Source organism: Vibrio furnissii CIP 102972 (assembly GCF_000176175.1).
In the GTDB taxonomy this organism is placed as follows: Bacteria; Pseudomonadota; Gammaproteobacteria; order Enterobacterales; family Vibrionaceae; genus Vibrio; species Vibrio furnissii.
This window is the reverse complement of record NZ_ACZP01000014.1, coordinates 228,180-243,525: the sequence shown is the minus strand read 5'-3', so window position 1 is coordinate 243,525 and position 15,346 is coordinate 228,180. Positions and strand designations below refer to the sequence as shown.

Annotated in this window: 13 protein-coding genes; 8 read left to right on the top strand and 5 right to left on the bottom strand. The window is 48.2% G+C overall.

Going from position 1 to position 15,346, the window contains the following annotated elements; genetic code table 11:
- Positions 1-200: 200 nt before the first annotated feature.
- Together VFA_RS11365 and VFA_RS11360 are read left to right on the top strand one after the other, a co-directional pair.
- The gene (locus VFA_RS11365; protein WP_000834890.1) at positions 201-1,475 is read left to right on the top strand and encodes an ABC transporter substrate-binding protein; all 1,275 of its coding nucleotides are present in this window, start codon (positions 201-203) and stop codon (positions 1,473-1,475) included.
- A gap of 144 nt (positions 1,476-1,619) precedes the next feature.
- Positions 1,620-2,825 carry a cellulase family glycosylhydrolase gene (locus VFA_RS11360; protein WP_004726971.1) on the top strand — a complete coding sequence of 402 codons (1,206 nt, stop codon included), beginning with the start codon at positions 1,620-1,622 and terminating at the stop codon, positions 2,823-2,825.
- A gap of 317 nt (positions 2,826-3,142) precedes the next feature.
- Here VFA_RS11360 and VFA_RS11355 read toward each other — a convergent pair whose 3' ends face one another.
- The 3 genes from VFA_RS11355 to VFA_RS11345 all read right to left on the bottom strand — a co-directional run bounded on the left by VFA_RS11355 (position 3,143) and on the right by VFA_RS11345 (position 5,593).
- On the bottom strand, positions 3,143-3,481 hold the full coding sequence (locus VFA_RS11355) for a hypothetical protein (protein WP_004726970.1): 339 nt from the start codon (positions 3,479-3,481) through the stop codon (positions 3,143-3,145).
- 103 nt (positions 3,482-3,584) lie between these two features.
- Entirely contained in the window at positions 3,585-4,988 is a 1,404-nt protein-coding gene (locus VFA_RS11350) for an HD-GYP domain-containing protein (protein WP_004726969.1), read from the bottom strand.
- A 260-nt stretch (positions 4,989-5,248) separates the two neighbouring features.
- Positions 5,249-5,593: a DUF3316 domain-containing protein gene (locus VFA_RS11345; RefSeq protein ID WP_004726968.1), complete on the bottom strand. Its 345-nt coding sequence runs from the start codon at positions 5,591-5,593 to the stop codon at positions 5,249-5,251.
- Between the two features lie 439 nt (positions 5,594-6,032).
- On the opposite strand from VFA_RS11345, the gene ompW reads away from it, so the two are divergent.
- Both ompW and VFA_RS11335 read left to right on the top strand, forming a co-directional pair.
- Complete coding sequence (ompW, locus tag VFA_RS11340; protein WP_004726967.1) at positions 6,033-6,677, top strand: outer membrane protein OmpW; 645 nt, start codon at positions 6,033-6,035, stop codon at positions 6,675-6,677.
- Positions 6,678-7,027: 350 nt separating this feature from the next.
- Entirely contained in the window at positions 7,028-8,854 is a 1,827-nt protein-coding gene (locus VFA_RS11335; protein ID WP_004726966.1) for a M4 family metallopeptidase, read from the top strand.
- Between the two features lie 77 nt (positions 8,855-8,931).
- Here the strand turns inward: VFA_RS11335 and VFA_RS11330 are convergent, their stop codons facing one another.
- Complete coding sequence (locus VFA_RS11330; RefSeq protein ID WP_004726965.1) at positions 8,932-10,977, bottom strand: alpha-amylase; 2,046 nt, start codon at positions 10,975-10,977, stop codon at positions 8,932-8,934.
- A gap of 287 nt (positions 10,978-11,264) precedes the next feature.
- Here VFA_RS11330 and VFA_RS11325 point away from each other — a divergent pair, with 287 nt between their 5' ends.
- Complete coding sequence (locus VFA_RS11325) at positions 11,265-11,813, top strand: hypothetical protein (protein WP_004726964.1); 549 nt, start codon at positions 11,265-11,267, stop codon at positions 11,811-11,813.
- Here VFA_RS11325 and VFA_RS11320 read toward each other — a convergent pair.
- On the bottom strand, positions 11,782-12,201 hold the full coding sequence (locus tag VFA_RS11320; RefSeq protein WP_004726963.1) for a hypothetical protein: 420 nt from the start codon (positions 12,199-12,201) through the stop codon (positions 11,782-11,784). The two genes, VFA_RS11325 and VFA_RS11320, sit on opposite strands and share 32 nt — an antisense overlap.
- 97 nt (positions 12,202-12,298) lie before the next feature.
- Between VFA_RS11320 and VFA_RS11315 the strand changes: the two genes are divergently transcribed.
- The 3 genes from VFA_RS11315 (at position 12,299) to VFA_RS11305 (ending at position 15,305) form a co-directional block, all read left to right on the top strand.
- Complete coding sequence (locus tag VFA_RS11315) at positions 12,299-13,207, top strand: aldo/keto reductase (protein ID WP_004726962.1); 909 nt, start codon at positions 12,299-12,301, stop codon at positions 13,205-13,207.
- Positions 13,208-13,492: 285 nt separating this feature from the next.
- Positions 13,493-14,545, top strand: coding sequence for a sensor histidine kinase (locus VFA_RS11310; RefSeq protein WP_004726960.1), 1,053 nt, complete (start codon positions 13,493-13,495; stop codon positions 14,543-14,545).
- Positions 14,535-15,305 (top strand): LytR/AlgR family response regulator transcription factor, encoded by a 771-nt coding sequence (locus tag VFA_RS11305; RefSeq protein WP_004726959.1) that lies wholly within the window; start codon positions 14,535-14,537, stop codon positions 15,303-15,305. Before VFA_RS11310 ends, VFA_RS11305 begins: the two co-directional genes overlap by 11 nt.
- The last annotated feature ends 41 nt before the right edge of the window (positions 15,306-15,346 follow it).

The window sequence follows — 15,346 nt, the reverse complement described above, 5'->3', positions numbered from 1 at the left end:
CAATTTAATTATTGTTATGGTTAATTAACTATGATGCTGTTTTTATTGAATTTAATTAAATTTTTATTACTAAACTCTGAATCTTGTGGTGATTTTGCTCACGTATCAATGCATTTCAACTAGATTAATAAAATCGTAACGTTAATATTTAGGCAAACAAAACAACCAAGTATCGGCTTTGATACACATGGAGATAGAGAATGAAATCATTTGTACCCACAATTACAAAGACACTCATCGCCGGAGCAATCACGCTCGGGACTAATGGTATGGCACATGCTGTCGTGACCGATGGGATCAATCAAGCTCTAGTGAAAGGATCAATTACGTTCTATACGAACCGTACTGACCTTGTTGAGGCGGGAGTCTATAAGCGATATGAGAAAGAGTTTAAAGATATCTATCCCAACGTTACTGAAGTGAAAGTGATTGGTTTTGCTGACTATCAAGGCGGTTTACGTCCAAGGATGAATACCGGTGATTATGGTGACCTCGTTCTGATTCTTCCTTCTGTTCCTTCAGAACAATATGGAAATTTCTATGAACCCTTGAACGCCCTTTATTCACCGGAACAAGTTTATTTTTATGATGCTTGGGAGAACAATGGCAATGCGTATGGCATCTCAATGGGTAACTCGGTTGAAGGTCTAGTTTACAATAAAGAAGTTCTTGAGAAAGCTGGCGTTGAAGTGCCAATTAAGACGCTATCTGACTTTTTTGATGCGGCACAAAAGATCAAAGCAAATGGTCAGATCCCGCTCTATATCAATTTTGGTGCTCAATGGCCGCTCCAACAATGGGATAAATTCCCATTGGTTGTGGAAGGTAACGATGGTGTATATGAACGAATGCTTACTCAGGATAAGCCGTTTTCAGGTGACACTGCTTACAACAAATCATTGAGTGTACTTAAAAAGTTAATCGATGATGGGTTGACTGAAAAGGACTTGATGACGAATTCTTGGGAAGACTCCAAGAATGCTATCGCAAAAGGTGATGCGGGTATGTATTACCTAGGAAACTGGGTTATCCCTCAAGTGATTGAGCGTGGCGCTGCGTCGAACAACATCGGTTTCATGCCAATGCCTTCAAATGATAAAGGTGAGTTGAATGCGCAAATGAATCACGACTGGGGTTATGCTGTTAGTAAGTTTTCAAATAACAAAGAGACAGCTAAGGCTTATCTTAAATATCTGATTGAAGATTCAGATTTCGAGAAAATTGCAGGCTTTATTCCTACGTTAAAAAGCAAGAAACCATCTTTAGAACAGCTCAATGAATATATGAGTTATGAACCTAATGTAATTCAAACTCCTGTTAACTCATCGACATTTATTGAAGTAACTAATCGCTCGAAAATCGATTTCTATTCAGGCGGATATATTCAAGATGTGATTACATCTAAAAACTTTAATGAAGCTCTTGAAAAGTTGGACTCACGTTGGGAGCGCGCTAAAAAACGGGTAATGAAGTAGTTTGAATTGCGGCAGCATAAATTGGCTTATAGCCAAGGTCGTTCGGGGGAGCGACCTTTTTTTTAAATTTTTACTGAGTATTTTCTATATAGTTGTTGGAAAAACACTTAGAACGAACTAACGTTATAATCTAAGGATATAGAAATGAAATATTTTAATTTTTGCATAGTAACGCTTTTATTTTTATTTTCTAATACGGTTTTTGCTGGGCTTTATGTTTCTGGCAGTGTGCTTTATGAATACAATGGAATCCCATTTAAGATCCGAGGCATTAATCACGCTCATGCTTGGTATGCAGATAAGCTAGAAACTGCATTGCAGGGTATATCATCAACAGGAGCTAATACGGTGAGGATCGTATTGAGCAACGGACATCGATGGAATAAGACTAGTGCCGAAGAGGTTGGCAATATTATCCAACTAGCTAAATCATACAACTTGATTGCAGTCTTAGAGGTGCATGATACGACAGGTTACGGTGAAGAAAGCAGCGCAGCTGATTTGAATTCTGCGGCGGATTATTGGATCGAAATTAAAGAAAAACTAATTGGTGAAGAAAACTACGTTATTATTAACTTAGGCAATGAACCGTTCGGTAATGGAATCATTAGTAGTGATTGGGTAAAGGCACATAAAGATGCAATTAACCGGTTAAGAAGTGAAGGTATGAATCATGTCATCATGGTCGATGCACCGAATTGGGGACAAGATTGGCAAAATATAATGTTAGATAATGCCACCTCGATTTTAGATTCAGATCCTTTACATAATATAATTTTTAGTGTGCATATGTATGAAGTTTACGGCGATTATAGCACTGTAAATAATTATATCTCGTCTTTTATCAATAAAGGACTCTCTCTTGTTGTGGGTGAATTTGCGGCGACACATAAAGGGTCTAATGTAGATGAAAGCGCTATCATGGAACGAACAGAAACATTAAGTTTAGGATATATCGGTTGGTCGTGGTCAGGAAATGATGATTCGACAGCTGATTTGGATATTGTCAATAATTGGAATAATGATTCTTATACGAAGTGGGGTAATACATTAATCAATGGCGAAAATGGAATAAAATCGACTTCTCAGATCGCAACAGTTTTTACGTGTAAAGATGATTGTTCTGGCGAAAGTACTCAGTATCCCATTTGTAGTTCATCTTCCCTTGACCCTGATGGTGATGGTTGGGGGTGGGAAAATGAGCAAAGCTGTATCGTTCAAGACTCAAATGAAACCGCTCCTAATGGTTATGCTTATTGTTCATCTGAATCATCTGATCCAGATGGTGACGGTTGGGGATGGGAAAATAACGAATCGTGTGTTGTGAAAGGTTCTAACGCAGATTATTGATTAGCGTATTCTCGACATGGCTAGTTGTAGTTCATAAGCATCCTTTTAAGTATGCAGGATGCTTATGGACTGAGACATTCAACAACGATGACTGTGGAAATGTATTAGGAATATGCTCATATAGGCTTTGAGTATTCATACTGCGGTGTTTGCGGTCACTATTCAGCGGCCGGGAGGGCTAGCTGGAATGGAAAGCAAGAGTTATTGCCCCACTCCTTGTTTGGGATGTATCACGCTAATGAACCGCAAAATGACTTTTCTTAGTGGCGCAACGCTACCACCGTTCTATTCGTCGATTTCAACAGACTGAATGATGTTCAGTTCATTCGAGTAATGAAGGTTTGTTCGTCGTCCACAAACGCCACAAAGCCGCCGTGATAGATAAATACTCGGCCACGCCCTTCAACGAGGCAGGCAAGTTGTGGGTTCAAATCTTCGTCGTTATCTTCGCTTTGAAAGGTGCCGGTATCGGTGATGACGCCGCGCAGTGCCGGCAAATATCCGTAAGCGCGCCTAGCTTGGTCAATCAGGCTTAATTCGCTGGTGGTCGAGAAGTATTCGGGGATGGCGCCAGCATCTTCGATGAATAGCGGTTTCAGTTCTTCAAAGGCTGTGATCACCAGCCAGTCGATGTCGTTCACGTGGTGGATAAACATGGTGTTTCTCGCTCATTCTGATGCGGCGATGTTATCACTATCAGGCGAGAACGTCGTAGGGATTTAGTCAGGCGCGGCGGCATCCTTGTTTTTGAGCATGCATTTAGAGCATCGGTGACGCGGGAACCCCGCTCATACCAATATCTTTCATGTACTTCTCAGGAAGTTTGCTGAGTGCCGCTTTGAGTGCATTAAAGCACAATGGGTCGATGGCCGTCCCCACATTTTCTTCCATGATTTCTAAAGTTTTGGGAATTGGAATCGCTCCTCGATAAGGGCGTTCAGCCGTAATGGCGTCAAAAATATCTGCTGTCGTAATAATCCGTGTCATCATCGAAATTTCATCGGCAAGCAATTGATCGGGATAGCCTGTGCCATCTAATTTTTCATGATGAGCCGCGGCCATTTTGGCAAACTGTTTTAACGGGGATATTTTTTCAATGATCTCTCGGGTAAACACCGCGTGATTTTGTATTTTTGCCCACTCGTCATCATCCAACTTCCCAGGTTTGTCTAAAATCGTATTACTGACCCCGAGTTTGCCTAGATCATGTAAGAGTGCTGCTCGTTTTAGCCATAGTCGATCTTCTGCGTCTATCTTGAGTTCTTCGGCGATGAGCGTACTAAAAATAGCGACTCTAGAGCTGTGTCCGGAGGTAAAAGGACTCTTGGCATCAATGATTTTGCCGAAAGCCGTCACAATTCGATCGAAATAATCATCATCTAATGGAATCATCGCTTGGGCGGGTGACATAGATAGGACAAAAGGGACGATGGATGAGGCATTGAGTGCGCTGATGAACTCAGGATTGTCTTTCAACTGCTTAGCCATCACGACTAAGTGAGGATCTAGCCAGTTTCCGGAACGACTTTCGAGTTCAGAAAATGCGATATTCAAATCATGTTCACGTTGAAAAACATCCATCACTTGAGCGAGTAGGGCAATTCTTGAAAATAATGGGATGTGATCACGCACTAATCCATCAGGACGACCTGAACCGTCCCAGTGCTCATCCAAATGTTGTATTCCTTGGGCCACACTTTCACTGAACAAAAGCTCACGAGCTACTTCAGCGCCTTTTGTACAACGCGTTTGAATCAGTTCTTGAGCATAATCTTTCCCATTTTTCAAAATATCAATCGTGGTAGAGATACGCTTACGCCAATGCTCACCCGAGCCTGCATTTTTCAATACGAAATTAATCGCACTCGTCAGGCTCGTACCGGCCGTTTTATATTGTTGTTTAAATGTAAGATCATCGGTGGCGTAGAGTTCACAGATTCGAGCAGCATTGCTGCTGCAGCCAGCATCTTTGAGAAGTAACGTAAAATACAGGTCATGAAGCTCCGATGATGAGAGGTTCATTCGCTCACCAATATGCATGCCAATCCAGCAGCAACGCATACTGTGCTCTGGGGGCTGTCCTTCGGTCATATCTAGCGCCACTGTCAATGAAGAAACCAGCTCGGCTAAAGGCATATTGAGATTCGAACCTTGTAATAACATCGAACGCTACTCATCAAGACATAAATAAAAAATATAGTGCAACCTTGCATTGTCATCGAATGACAAACAAACAATAAAAATGCTGTCGTGGATTCATCAGTGCAATTTTGAGCGTTCAGTCACGGGAATGATGAGCGGGTGATTGCATGCGAAGTTTCAGGCATTTGGCCTATTCGATGATGAAAGGGTGCTGGCCTCGATGGTCAAGAGGCAAGCAATAGAAATTCCTGATGAGCAGGGAACTCATCAGGCGGGAACGATTAATCGTCGTGTGGGTAATATTGATAGCGGTAGTCGATGGTCAAGACGCTTTGAAATTCAATTTGACCGTTTTGCTCTGCAACCGGTTTGACGCTGCGTCGAATTTGGCTGATCCGCACGCTTTTGCTGTCTACGTTGTCATCGTAGATGGGCAGCACTTTGAGCAGTTCTTGCGAGGGCATTGCTTTGAGGTTGGCCATCATGGCCTCGCCGGCTTCGGCGGCTTGCTGTTGTGTCTGGTAACTGGCGGTACTCAAATTGGTTTGTGGGGCACCGAAACGCATTCCGGAAAGCGCAACGCTACTAAACAACATGGCGGCAAGCAGCAGAATGATCTTCTTCATACTTACTCCATTCAAGTTTCAATTTACGTCGTTATTGTCTTCGTGATCCGCTGGGGCGGTGTTAGCAAAAGGTCAAAAGATCAGCAAATTATCCACAGATAGCACGTGGTGTTGTGATAATTATCACATTCAATGTGGCCCGTCATTCCCCGCGATTCGGCGGCATAAGTGCAGAATGGGTTCAAATTCTCGACAGACAAATTTCATCAAAATTGATCCAAGTCAAGTGTGGTTCGAATGGGGACACGTGACGCACGCGAAAGTTGCATTAGATAATTGTTTTTTAATTGCAATAAAAAGTGATGAACCCTGCATTTTCTCACTATTTGTAGCAATAAATTTTACAAATTGATTTCCATCAAAAATGTGTGGTCTCTCTGTGCTACTGTGCGCCACATAAGAATTACAAACTCTAGCCCAAGAAAAAGGAAATCAAATAATGAAAAAAACACTTTGTGGACTTGCTGTACTTTCAGCGTTGGCTTCAGCAAACGTTCTGGCTCATCAAGAAGGTGACTTTATTGTTCGTGCTGGTTTAGCGTCAGTCGTCCCAAATGACAGCAGTGATAAAATTCTGGGTAGCCAAGAAGAGCTGAAAGTGGATAGCAACACACAGTTAGGCTTAACGCTGGGTTACATGATAACCAACAACATCAGTTTTGAAGTGCTGGCCGCGTCTCCTTTCTCTCACGATATTTCGACGGACCTAGGCGGTCTGGGTAAAATCGGTGAAACTAAACATCTACCGCCAACATTCATGCTGCAATACTACTTCGGTGAGCCTCAGTCTGATTTCCGTCCATACGTGGGTGCGGGTATCAACTACACCGTGTTCTTCGACGAGAAATTCAATAGCACCGGTGAAGGAGCAGGTTTGAGCGATCTGAAACTGGATGACTCTTGGGGTCTGGCGGCGAACATCGGTATGGACTACAAGATCAACGACAACTGGTTCCTGAACGCATCAGCGTGGTACGCCAACATCGAAACTACTGCGAAATACAAAGCAGGCGGCACATCATACTCAACTGATGTGAAAATCAACCCATGGGTCTTCATGATCGCAGGTGGTTATAAGTTCTGATTTTTAATCGATATTTTTATTGGAAAGGGCAGCGATAGCTGCCCTTTTTTTGTGCCTGTCGGGACAAAATTTATTGATAAAGATGTGTATGCCTTTGTTTGCATATATTTATCAATTGAATATAAACTTTTGATTGATAAGCCAGATTTTCCTGATGGGTTTATCAATGCTCCCTCATTCCATGGTGTGACTGTCAGTTTTCTTGAACATCGGGTGCAAATTATTTTTTTGCTCGAGTGGCGAGCTGGATTTTCTTGTTCCACTTTCAATGGGCGACGAATGTCGCAGGTCAACAGATGCCAATTGAATCAAGGCAATCTACCTATTTTCACACTCTCTAGGAATGAGAAATGAAAACATTACAACGTCAAGTTAAAGGCTTACTCGCAGTCGGTACGGTGATGGCTTTCCCGGTTTCGGCAGCGCAATGGGTCGCCGTCGAAGACAGTGGTCAGTTTCAGCAAACATTAGTGGCACAAAAAGGCAGCATCGTCACGCCTGCCAATGGCTATCAGGCCATCAAAACCATTCAACTGCCCAACGGAAAAGTGAAAGTGCGTTATCAGCAGTTGTATCACGGCGTTCCGGTATTCAACACGGCGGTGGTTTCGACCGAATCGAGTAAAGGGATCACCAAAGTGCAGGGCATGATGGCACAGGGCATTGAAGCCGATGTTGCCACCGTTAAGCCGACGCTCGATGAGAAGCAGGCCATCGCCAAAGCAGCAGACAATTTTAGCGCCGCCAACGCGTCATTTACGGGGCAGGATCTGCCGATGGAAAATCAATCGGCGGTATTGATGGTGCGCTTGGATGACCAGCAGCAGGCACAACTGGTGTATCTGGTGAACTTCTTTGTGGCGTCCGATACGCCTGCGCGTCCTTTCTACTTCATTGATGCCAACAGTGGCGACGTGGTGAAACAGTGGGATGGTTTGGCGCACGCGGAAGCGACGGGCACTGGCCCTGGCGGTAACCAGAAAACAGGCATGTATCAATACGGCACCGATTATCCGGGATTTGCGGTGAGTAAAACCGGTTCAACCTGTACCATGCTGAGTTCTGCGGTCAAAACCGTAGACCTAAAGAACAAAACATCAGGCACGACAGCCTACAGCTACGACTGTAACAACAGCAGTAACTACAACGATTACAAAGCGGTGAATGGTGCCTATTCGCCGCTCAATGACGCCCACTACTTCGGTAAAGTGGTGTTCGACATGTACAACGATTGGTTGAATACCTCGCCGCTGACGTTTCAGCTAACCATGCGTGTGCATTACGGCAGCAATTATGAGAACGCGTTCTGGGATGGCTCTGCCATGACGTTTGGTGACGGCTATTCAACCTTTTATCCGCTGGTGGACATCAACGTGAGTGCGCACGAAGTCAGCCATGGCTTTACTGAGCAAAACTCAGGTCTGGTATATGAAGGTATGTCAGGCGGTATCAACGAAGCCTACTCGGATATCGCGGGCGAAGCGGCGGAATACTACATGCGCGGTTCGGTAGACTGGGTGGTCGGCAGCGACATCTTTAAGTCGTCCGGCGGCCTGCGCTACTTCGATACGCCGTCGAAAGATGGCAGCTCGATTGATCACGCTTCTCAGTACTACAGCGGCATCGACGTGCACCATTCAAGCGGTGTGTTCAACCGTGCGTTCTACTTGCTTTCGAACAAACAAGGTTGGGATGTGCGCAAAGGTTTTGAAGTGTTTGCCGTGGCAAACCAACTCTACTGGACGCCAAACAGCACCTTTGATGAAGGCGCGTGTGGTGTGGTGAAAGCTGCGCAAGATTTGGGTTACAACGTCAATGATGTGACTGCGGCCTTTACCACGGTTGGCGTGAACTCGTCATGTTCTGTGGATTCTGGCAATGAACTTGTTAAAGGCCAACCCGTGACTGGTCTTTCTGGTTCTGCGGGTTCTGAATCGTTCTACACCTTTACGGTGAACAGCGCGACAACCGCGACGGTCTCGATCAGTTCTGGTTCGGGTGATGTGGATCTGTACGTGAAAGCGGGCAGTAAACCGACCACCAGTTCTTGGGATTGCCGTCCATATCGTTCGGGCAATAACGAGCAGTGTTCGATCTCGGCTGTTGCAGGCACCACGTATCACGTGATGCTGAAAGGCTACAGCGCCTACTCCGGTGTGACGCTGCGTCTGGACTAATTATTGCTCCCTTGTTATTTCCCTTAAGAAAAAGCGCACTCACTGAGTGCGCTTTATTTTTTCTTTGGATGGCTGAGCTAGCGGCCGACAAACGCAACCACAACTTTGTCATCGCCCAGCGTACGCGAGAACACATACGCATTTTTTTGTTCGATGACCTGATGTTCGCCTCCACCAATGGCCGGATGGCGGTGACGGAACTGGCCGACAGTTTGCCAATGGCTCAGCAGCGCTTGGCGATCCGCATCCAAATCCCAGTTCATGCTAGAGCGAGTGCCCTGATGGAAATCATCGGCATAAGGGCCGACTTCTCGTGCGACTTCATCACCGTAATAGACTTGCACTGCGCCCGGAGTCAGCAGTAACGCATTGGCTGCGTTCCGCTGCATGTCGAGCGATTTGAAACGGCCATAGAATAGCTCGGTATCGTGCGAAGACATGTAGCTGACCGGGTTGAAATCGGGGTACTTCGCCAGCGTTTCGGCATAGTCGCGGTACACCATCGCCATTTGGCTCAGACACGCTGCGCCGGTATCCATGCGTTTTTGAATGTCGAAGTTGATCAGCGCGTCAAATCCATCATCGAAGTAAGGGCTGCGGTAAGCGCGATGGCCCCACACTTCACCCATCATCCAGAATGGTTCGCCTTGCTGGCCATTGGCGGCACGCCATTCATCGAGGCTTTCACTCGCTTTCTGTTTCAGGCGCTTCCACACATCCCCTTCCACGTGTTTCACGGTATCCACGCGGTAGCCATCCACGCCAAAGCGTTTTACCCAGTCGCTTTGCCATTCAATCAAGTAATCCGATACGGTGTAGTTGTCTTTGGCGACCACGCGAGTGCCCGGGTTGTTGAGCAGCCATTTGGGCGGCGTCACGTAGTCAGTCGATTCGGTGCGAAAATCGGGCAACCCAGCCAGTGACATGGTGATGTCGCTAGAGCCCGGTTTGGGATAACCGGGAAGGCCCGCTCGAACCCAATCGCCGCCCCACCAATCGCGCCAATGGTTGCTTTGGTAGTTGATGTTTTGGTGGAAGCTGTGCCAGTTTTCACCGGCTTGAGGCGCCCAATCGGCCCAGTTTTTCGGTAAGTTGCGCGGATTGACCACGTCAACGCCGTCGAATTGCAAATCAGCCAGCGTCGCATAACCGGTGTGGTTAATCACCGCATCTAGCAGCACTTTCATGCCACGTTTGTGCGCCTCAGTGACCAATGTTTTCAGGTCGTCATCCACCCCGAAGTTTTCATCGATTTTGGTGAAATCACGCGTCCAGTAGCCGTGATAGGCGTAAAACGGAAATGAGCCGCTGTCGCCGCCGCCAACAAAGCCGCGTACCTGCTCAACAATCGGAGAGAGCCAGATGGCGTCGGTGCCAAGGCTCTTGATGTAATCAAGCTTGGCGATCACGCCTTTTAAGTCGCCGCCATGAAAGGTGCCGACTTCATCTTTGCCATCGCTTTTGCGGCCATAGCTGTGATCGTTGCTTGGGTCGCCGTTCTTAAAGCGGTCAACCATCACAAAGTAAATGTTGGCGTTCCGATAGGTGAAAGGTTGCGCTTTGGCTTCCACCGGCTCTAACAACACCAAACCGCCGCTGGTTTTTGATGGGGTGAGCGTGACTTTGCCCTGCTGCACAGTAACGACTTGTTGGGTAAAGGCATCTTTGAGTTGGGTGCCATCGGCGTAGGTGTTGCCCAGCGCCAGCGTCACATCGCCCCCTTGGTACACTTCGCAGGTGACATTCGGAATCGGGCGTTTGAATTCGGTTTTGGTCGAGGTCGTGGCCTGACGTACAAACGTCAGCGTATGGGCCTTGGCGTCATAACTGAACGCGTACTCTCCCGTAAAACGAATCTTTAGCGGCAGTTCAGTTGCGCTGCCACAATTAAGCGCGATGGGTGAGTTGAATTTAACGCGTTGATCGGCGGGCGCCTCACATTGACCCTCGACGCCGGTGATACGCAGCGTGTAGTCATCTTTGGTGAGTGGAATGACCAGCGGCTCTTCGCTACTGAGCGGAAAATCGCGGCTGTTGGTGGTGGTGGATATGGCCAAGTTGGGCGAGGCCATGACGGTCGGCGCCACAGCGAGTAACGCCAGTGTTAGGGTGCTGAGTTTCATACTCTATCAAGTCCTTGTTTCATCGTCCCTGACTACAGAGGTCTCGCTCAACCAACGCAAAGCGGTAGCCATTACTTTGCCGTTGAGGTCACGAAATTCAGTAGGTTGGGCTGTGTTGGAATTATTCATGTTCCACATTACCTCGTCTATTTTGTCGACACATCATTCTCAAACCTACGCCCCAAGAGCTTGAACTGACTCACGTTTTATCGTTTTAGGGCGTAGATCGTCGGGCGCTTGTTTTGGTGTCTGATTGGCGGCACACTGGCGTCAAAGAGGAGAAGCCCATGAATAAATGGCACTGGATGAGTGTGGCGGTGATGGGGTGTTGGAGCCTCACGTCAGTCGCGGCGCATCCGGACTTTCTGCAGCCTTATCTGGCGGGACAAGCGGTAACTGAGGTGGCGTTTTCTGAGCGCAGCGAGTGGATGGAATGCAGTGCGATGCCGTCGGTGAATGCGTGGTGCAGCGAGCCGTTTGCCTATTATGCGACCCCAGTGTGGGCGGAGGTGACGTTTCACCCAGATCATCGCAGTGAGATGGTGCTGCACGCCGATTACAGTCAGCATCACTGGAGCCAATTGCAGCTTGGGTTACGCAAAGATGGCTTTCAGCTTCAAAACGCTCAACTGGCGCAGGCCCGCTTTGATGTGGCGCAGCAGCGGCAAACACAAAGCTGGGAAGACACGGATAAAGCGTTGGTGCTGTTTCTCAATCAACAGGCGCGGGCGTTCCCTAAAACGCTGACATGGCAGCATCAAGACGCGCAAGCCACGTTGTTCACCGATGGTGTGACGATGTCGCTTACTTTGACGCAGACGGCGTTCGCTCCTTAGGGTGACGCTGCAAAAATGCCGCCATGGCCGCTTCGTCGAGATAGCCATCGGATTTTTTATGCGCGCGTAAGTATTGATATCCTGAGATGATCAGTCGCTGCTGCTCTTGCTGGTCAAGAGGCAGCGCATTTCCGGTGACGTATTGATGCGCCAGCGCGTAGGCGTCCATATCTACCACTTCAGCTTGGCGATACAAGTAACCGCAACCGGTCGCCAGCCATTCCAATGAGCAATTGGCGCGCATCGCAATCTGATTCGCTTTAGTCAGGCTCGGCTCACTGCCTTTGAGATATTTGCGAATCAAACCTTCTGACAGCTCGACGCGACGCGCAAACCCGCTGATACTTTCTTCGCCAATTAATATTTGTAAACGTGTCGCAAAACTCACAACTTCGTACTCCAGTTCGAACTTCTCCAGTCTATCCGTTGAGGTGGCTGGGAAACAAGCTTAGGATGTTGGCCAAAGAGAGAAAAGGAGTAAAACCATGGTTGCGAAAGTCACGATTGCCTCTCAAGGCCCGGAATTTTCTGAGCTAGTACAAGGATACTGGCGTCTGGGCGAATGGGGGATGACACCGCAAGAACGTTTGACCTTCCTGAAGCAGCACCTCGAGCTTGGGATCACCACAGTTGATCACGCCGATATATACGGTAACTACGCGTGTGAACAACTGTTCGGTGAAGCGTTGGCGTTGGAACCGTCTTTGCGTGAACAGATGCAGATTGTCACTAAGTGTGACATCAAGCTGTGCAGCGCTAAATTCCCTGAACGTACGATCAATCATTACGACACCAGTGCCGCGCACATTTACCAATCGGTGAACAACTCGCTGGAACGCTTGGGTGTCAATGACATTGATGTGCTGCTGATTCACCGCCCAGATGTGCTGATGGATGCCGATGAAGTGGCCGAGGCGTTTGCCGAACTGCATAAAGTGGGCAAAGTGAAACACTTTGGTGTGTCGAACTTCACGCCAGCGCAGTTTGATTTACTGCAATCGCGTTTGGGCAAACCACTGGTAACCAATCAGGTGGAAATCAACCCGCTGAACTTTGACGTCGCCCATGATGGCACGCTGGACCAAATGCAGATGCTGCGCACGCGTCCGATGGCATGGTCTTGTTTAGGCGGCGGCGCTATCTTTAATGGTGAATCTGAGCAGGCGAAACGGGTGCGCGCGGTGTTAGAAACGCTGCGTGAAGAGTTAGGCGCTGCAAGCATTGATCAAGTGATTTACGCGTGGGTACGCGCACTGCCATCGAAACCGCTGCCCATCATCGGCTCGGGTAAAATCGAGCGTGTACAAGCCGCGGTGGATGCATTGGATCTGACACTGACTCGCGAACAATGGTATCGTGTTTGGGTGGCGTCGAAAGGTCATGGCGTGCCATAGACCACGCTGCGGAACAGATAAAAACCAGCCCTCGGGCTGGTTTTTTTGTCACTTCATGTCGCAGGTTCGATTTCACCGCGCCAATGACGGTGGCGGGTAACCGTTCACGCCAGCGGATGACCGTTCGTCGCAAAGCGCCAAATGAGTTTTTCAATCGCTTTAATCTGATTCCTGACCACACAGAAAAGGGAGGTGCCGCACGTTTCACGAGCGGCATTGCAGGGCGTGCATAGGCAAACCCGCCTGAACTGTTTAGGATCCACTCATTGATAAAGGAATCGTCTTATGACAGACACAACTCTTTGGCTAAAACGTCATGGCAAGAGCCTGACCTTCACCGCGCTGTTTTGCTTTGTGATTGCGCTCGGTACGCAGGCGATTTGGCCAAGTCCGCTTCGCGGCCATCTCATCATCAGCTTTGGTTACGGTGTGAGTGCGTATCTGTGCGCACTGGTGCTGGGCGCGGTGTTTCCCTCGCTCTCTACCCGTCACGTGAACCTGCTTGCGTTGGCTGGCGCCATGGTGTTTGGCACCACCAACGCGTACATCTGGTTGAATCAATACCCGGGCTTCGACACGCTTGCGGCGCTTAAACCGGTGATGATGTTGGGGTTGATGTTTACCGCGCTGTGCTTTTTCTATTTTTACGCTCATGAGCAAAAGCTGGTGGCGGAAAATGCGCTCGAAGTGGCGAAACGTCGTCAGAGCGAACAGGAAAAAGCCTTGCTGCTGAGCCAGCTCAAACAGCTGCAAAGCCAGATTGAACCGCATTTTCTGTTTAATACGCTCGCGAATGTGAACGCGCTGATTGCCAGCGAACCGCACAAAGCGCAGCGTATGCTGGAAAAACTAACCGATTTATTGCGCAGTTCAATGCGCCATCGCGAGGGTGTTTCGACCCTCAAAGACGAACTGGAACTGATTGATGCTTATCTAGGGATTCAATCGATTCGTTTGGGAAATCGTCTGCGCTATAGCTTACCTAACGATCCGCAGTGGCACGCGCTCTGCTTGCCGCCGATGTTGTTGCAACCGCTGGTGGAAAATGCGATCGAGCATGGCATTGAACCCAAAGCGGAGGGTGGAGAAGTGAATGTGACGATTGAACGCCTGCAGGATGCGATTGTGCTGACCGTTTCAGACAATGGCGCCGGGCTTGGTGAGATTCCCAAAGGCAATGGTATCGCGCTGGAGAATGTGCGCCAGCGTCTTCAGGGGCTGTTTGACCGAGATGCTAAGTTTACGCTGACTCAGAACGCCAAAGACGGCGTGACCGCCACGATTCGAATCGCTGAACACGCGATGACACATTTACAAGGAGAGCACGATGTGGCCTGACGTGACCGCGCTGATTGCAGACGATGAACCGCTGCTGCGCCGCCATTTGAATCAATCGTTGGCTGAGTTGTGGCCACAACTCCATGTGGTAGCGACGGCGGACAATGGGGAAACCGCACTTGACGCGATTCATCAGCATCAGCCCGATATTGTGTTTCTGGACATCAAAATGCCCAAGCTCGATGGCATAGCTTTGGCGAATCAACTCAAGGCGCTGGTCAAGCCGCCGCTGGTGGTGTTTGTGACGGCCTTTGATGAGTACGCGCTGCGCGCTTTTGACACCAACGCGGCAGACTATCTGCTTAAACCGGTGAGCGAATCTCGTTTGCAGCAGTGTTGTGAACGGTTGCAGCAGCGATTACAAAGCGCCGAGCAAACTGCGCCGGACATGACGCAGCTGATCTCTCAACTCTCAAAGCTCAACCGCCAACCCGGTTATTTGACTTGGTTGAAAGCGAGCAAAGGTGAGGAGATTCATTTGATTGCCGCGGCAGATGTGCTGTATCTCAAGGCCGAAGACAAATACCTGTCGGTGTATACGCAAGGTGAGCGCGGAATCGAAGCGTATCTACTGCGCGCATCGCTAAAGGAGCTGTTGGCGCAGCTCAATCCCGACCAATTTTGGCAAATCCATCGCGCAGTCGCCGTCAATGTCGCTAAGGTGGATAAAGTGAAAAAGGAGTTCACCGGCAAAATGTACGTTTATATCGGGGAGCGAAAACTGGCGGTGAGCCGGGCACTGCAAGGTCAATTTAAATAGCGGTCAAATCCCGTTCACATAGGCTTGGTTCAAGATCAAAA

Excerpts from the sequence above, each read along its gene's own strand:
- VFA_RS11365 (WP_000834890.1), top strand. The coding sequence starts at position 201 with ATGAAATCATTTGTACCCACAATTACAAAGACACTCATCGCCGGAGCA.
- VFA_RS11360 (WP_004726971.1), top strand. The coding sequence starts at position 1,620 with ATGAAATATTTTAATTTTTGCATAGTAACGCTTTTATTTTTATTTTCT.
- VFA_RS11355 (WP_004726970.1), bottom strand. The coding sequence starts at position 3,481 with ATGTTTATCCACCACGTGAACGACATCGACTGGCTGGTGATCACAGCC.
- VFA_RS11350 (WP_004726969.1), bottom strand. The coding sequence starts at position 4,988 with ATGTTATTACAAGGTTCGAATCTCAATATGCCTTTAGCCGAGCTGGTT.
- VFA_RS11345 (WP_004726968.1), bottom strand. The coding sequence starts at position 5,593 with ATGAAGAAGATCATTCTGCTGCTTGCCGCCATGTTGTTTAGTAGCGTT.
- ompW (WP_004726967.1), top strand. The coding sequence starts at position 6,033 with ATGAAAAAAACACTTTGTGGACTTGCTGTACTTTCAGCGTTGGCTTCA.
- VFA_RS11335 (WP_004726966.1), top strand. The coding sequence starts at position 7,028 with ATGAAAACATTACAACGTCAAGTTAAAGGCTTACTCGCAGTCGGTACG.
- VFA_RS11330 (WP_004726965.1), bottom strand. The coding sequence starts at position 10,977 with ATGAAACTCAGCACCCTAACACTGGCGTTACTCGCTGTGGCGCCGACC.
- VFA_RS11325 (WP_004726964.1), top strand. The coding sequence starts at position 11,265 with ATGAATAAATGGCACTGGATGAGTGTGGCGGTGATGGGGTGTTGGAGC.
- VFA_RS11315 (WP_004726962.1), top strand. The coding sequence starts at position 12,299 with ATGGTTGCGAAAGTCACGATTGCCTCTCAAGGCCCGGAATTTTCTGAG.
- VFA_RS11310 (WP_004726960.1), top strand. The coding sequence starts at position 13,493 with ATGACAGACACAACTCTTTGGCTAAAACGTCATGGCAAGAGCCTGACC.
- VFA_RS11305 (WP_004726959.1), top strand. The coding sequence starts at position 14,535 with ATGTGGCCTGACGTGACCGCGCTGATTGCAGACGATGAACCGCTGCTG.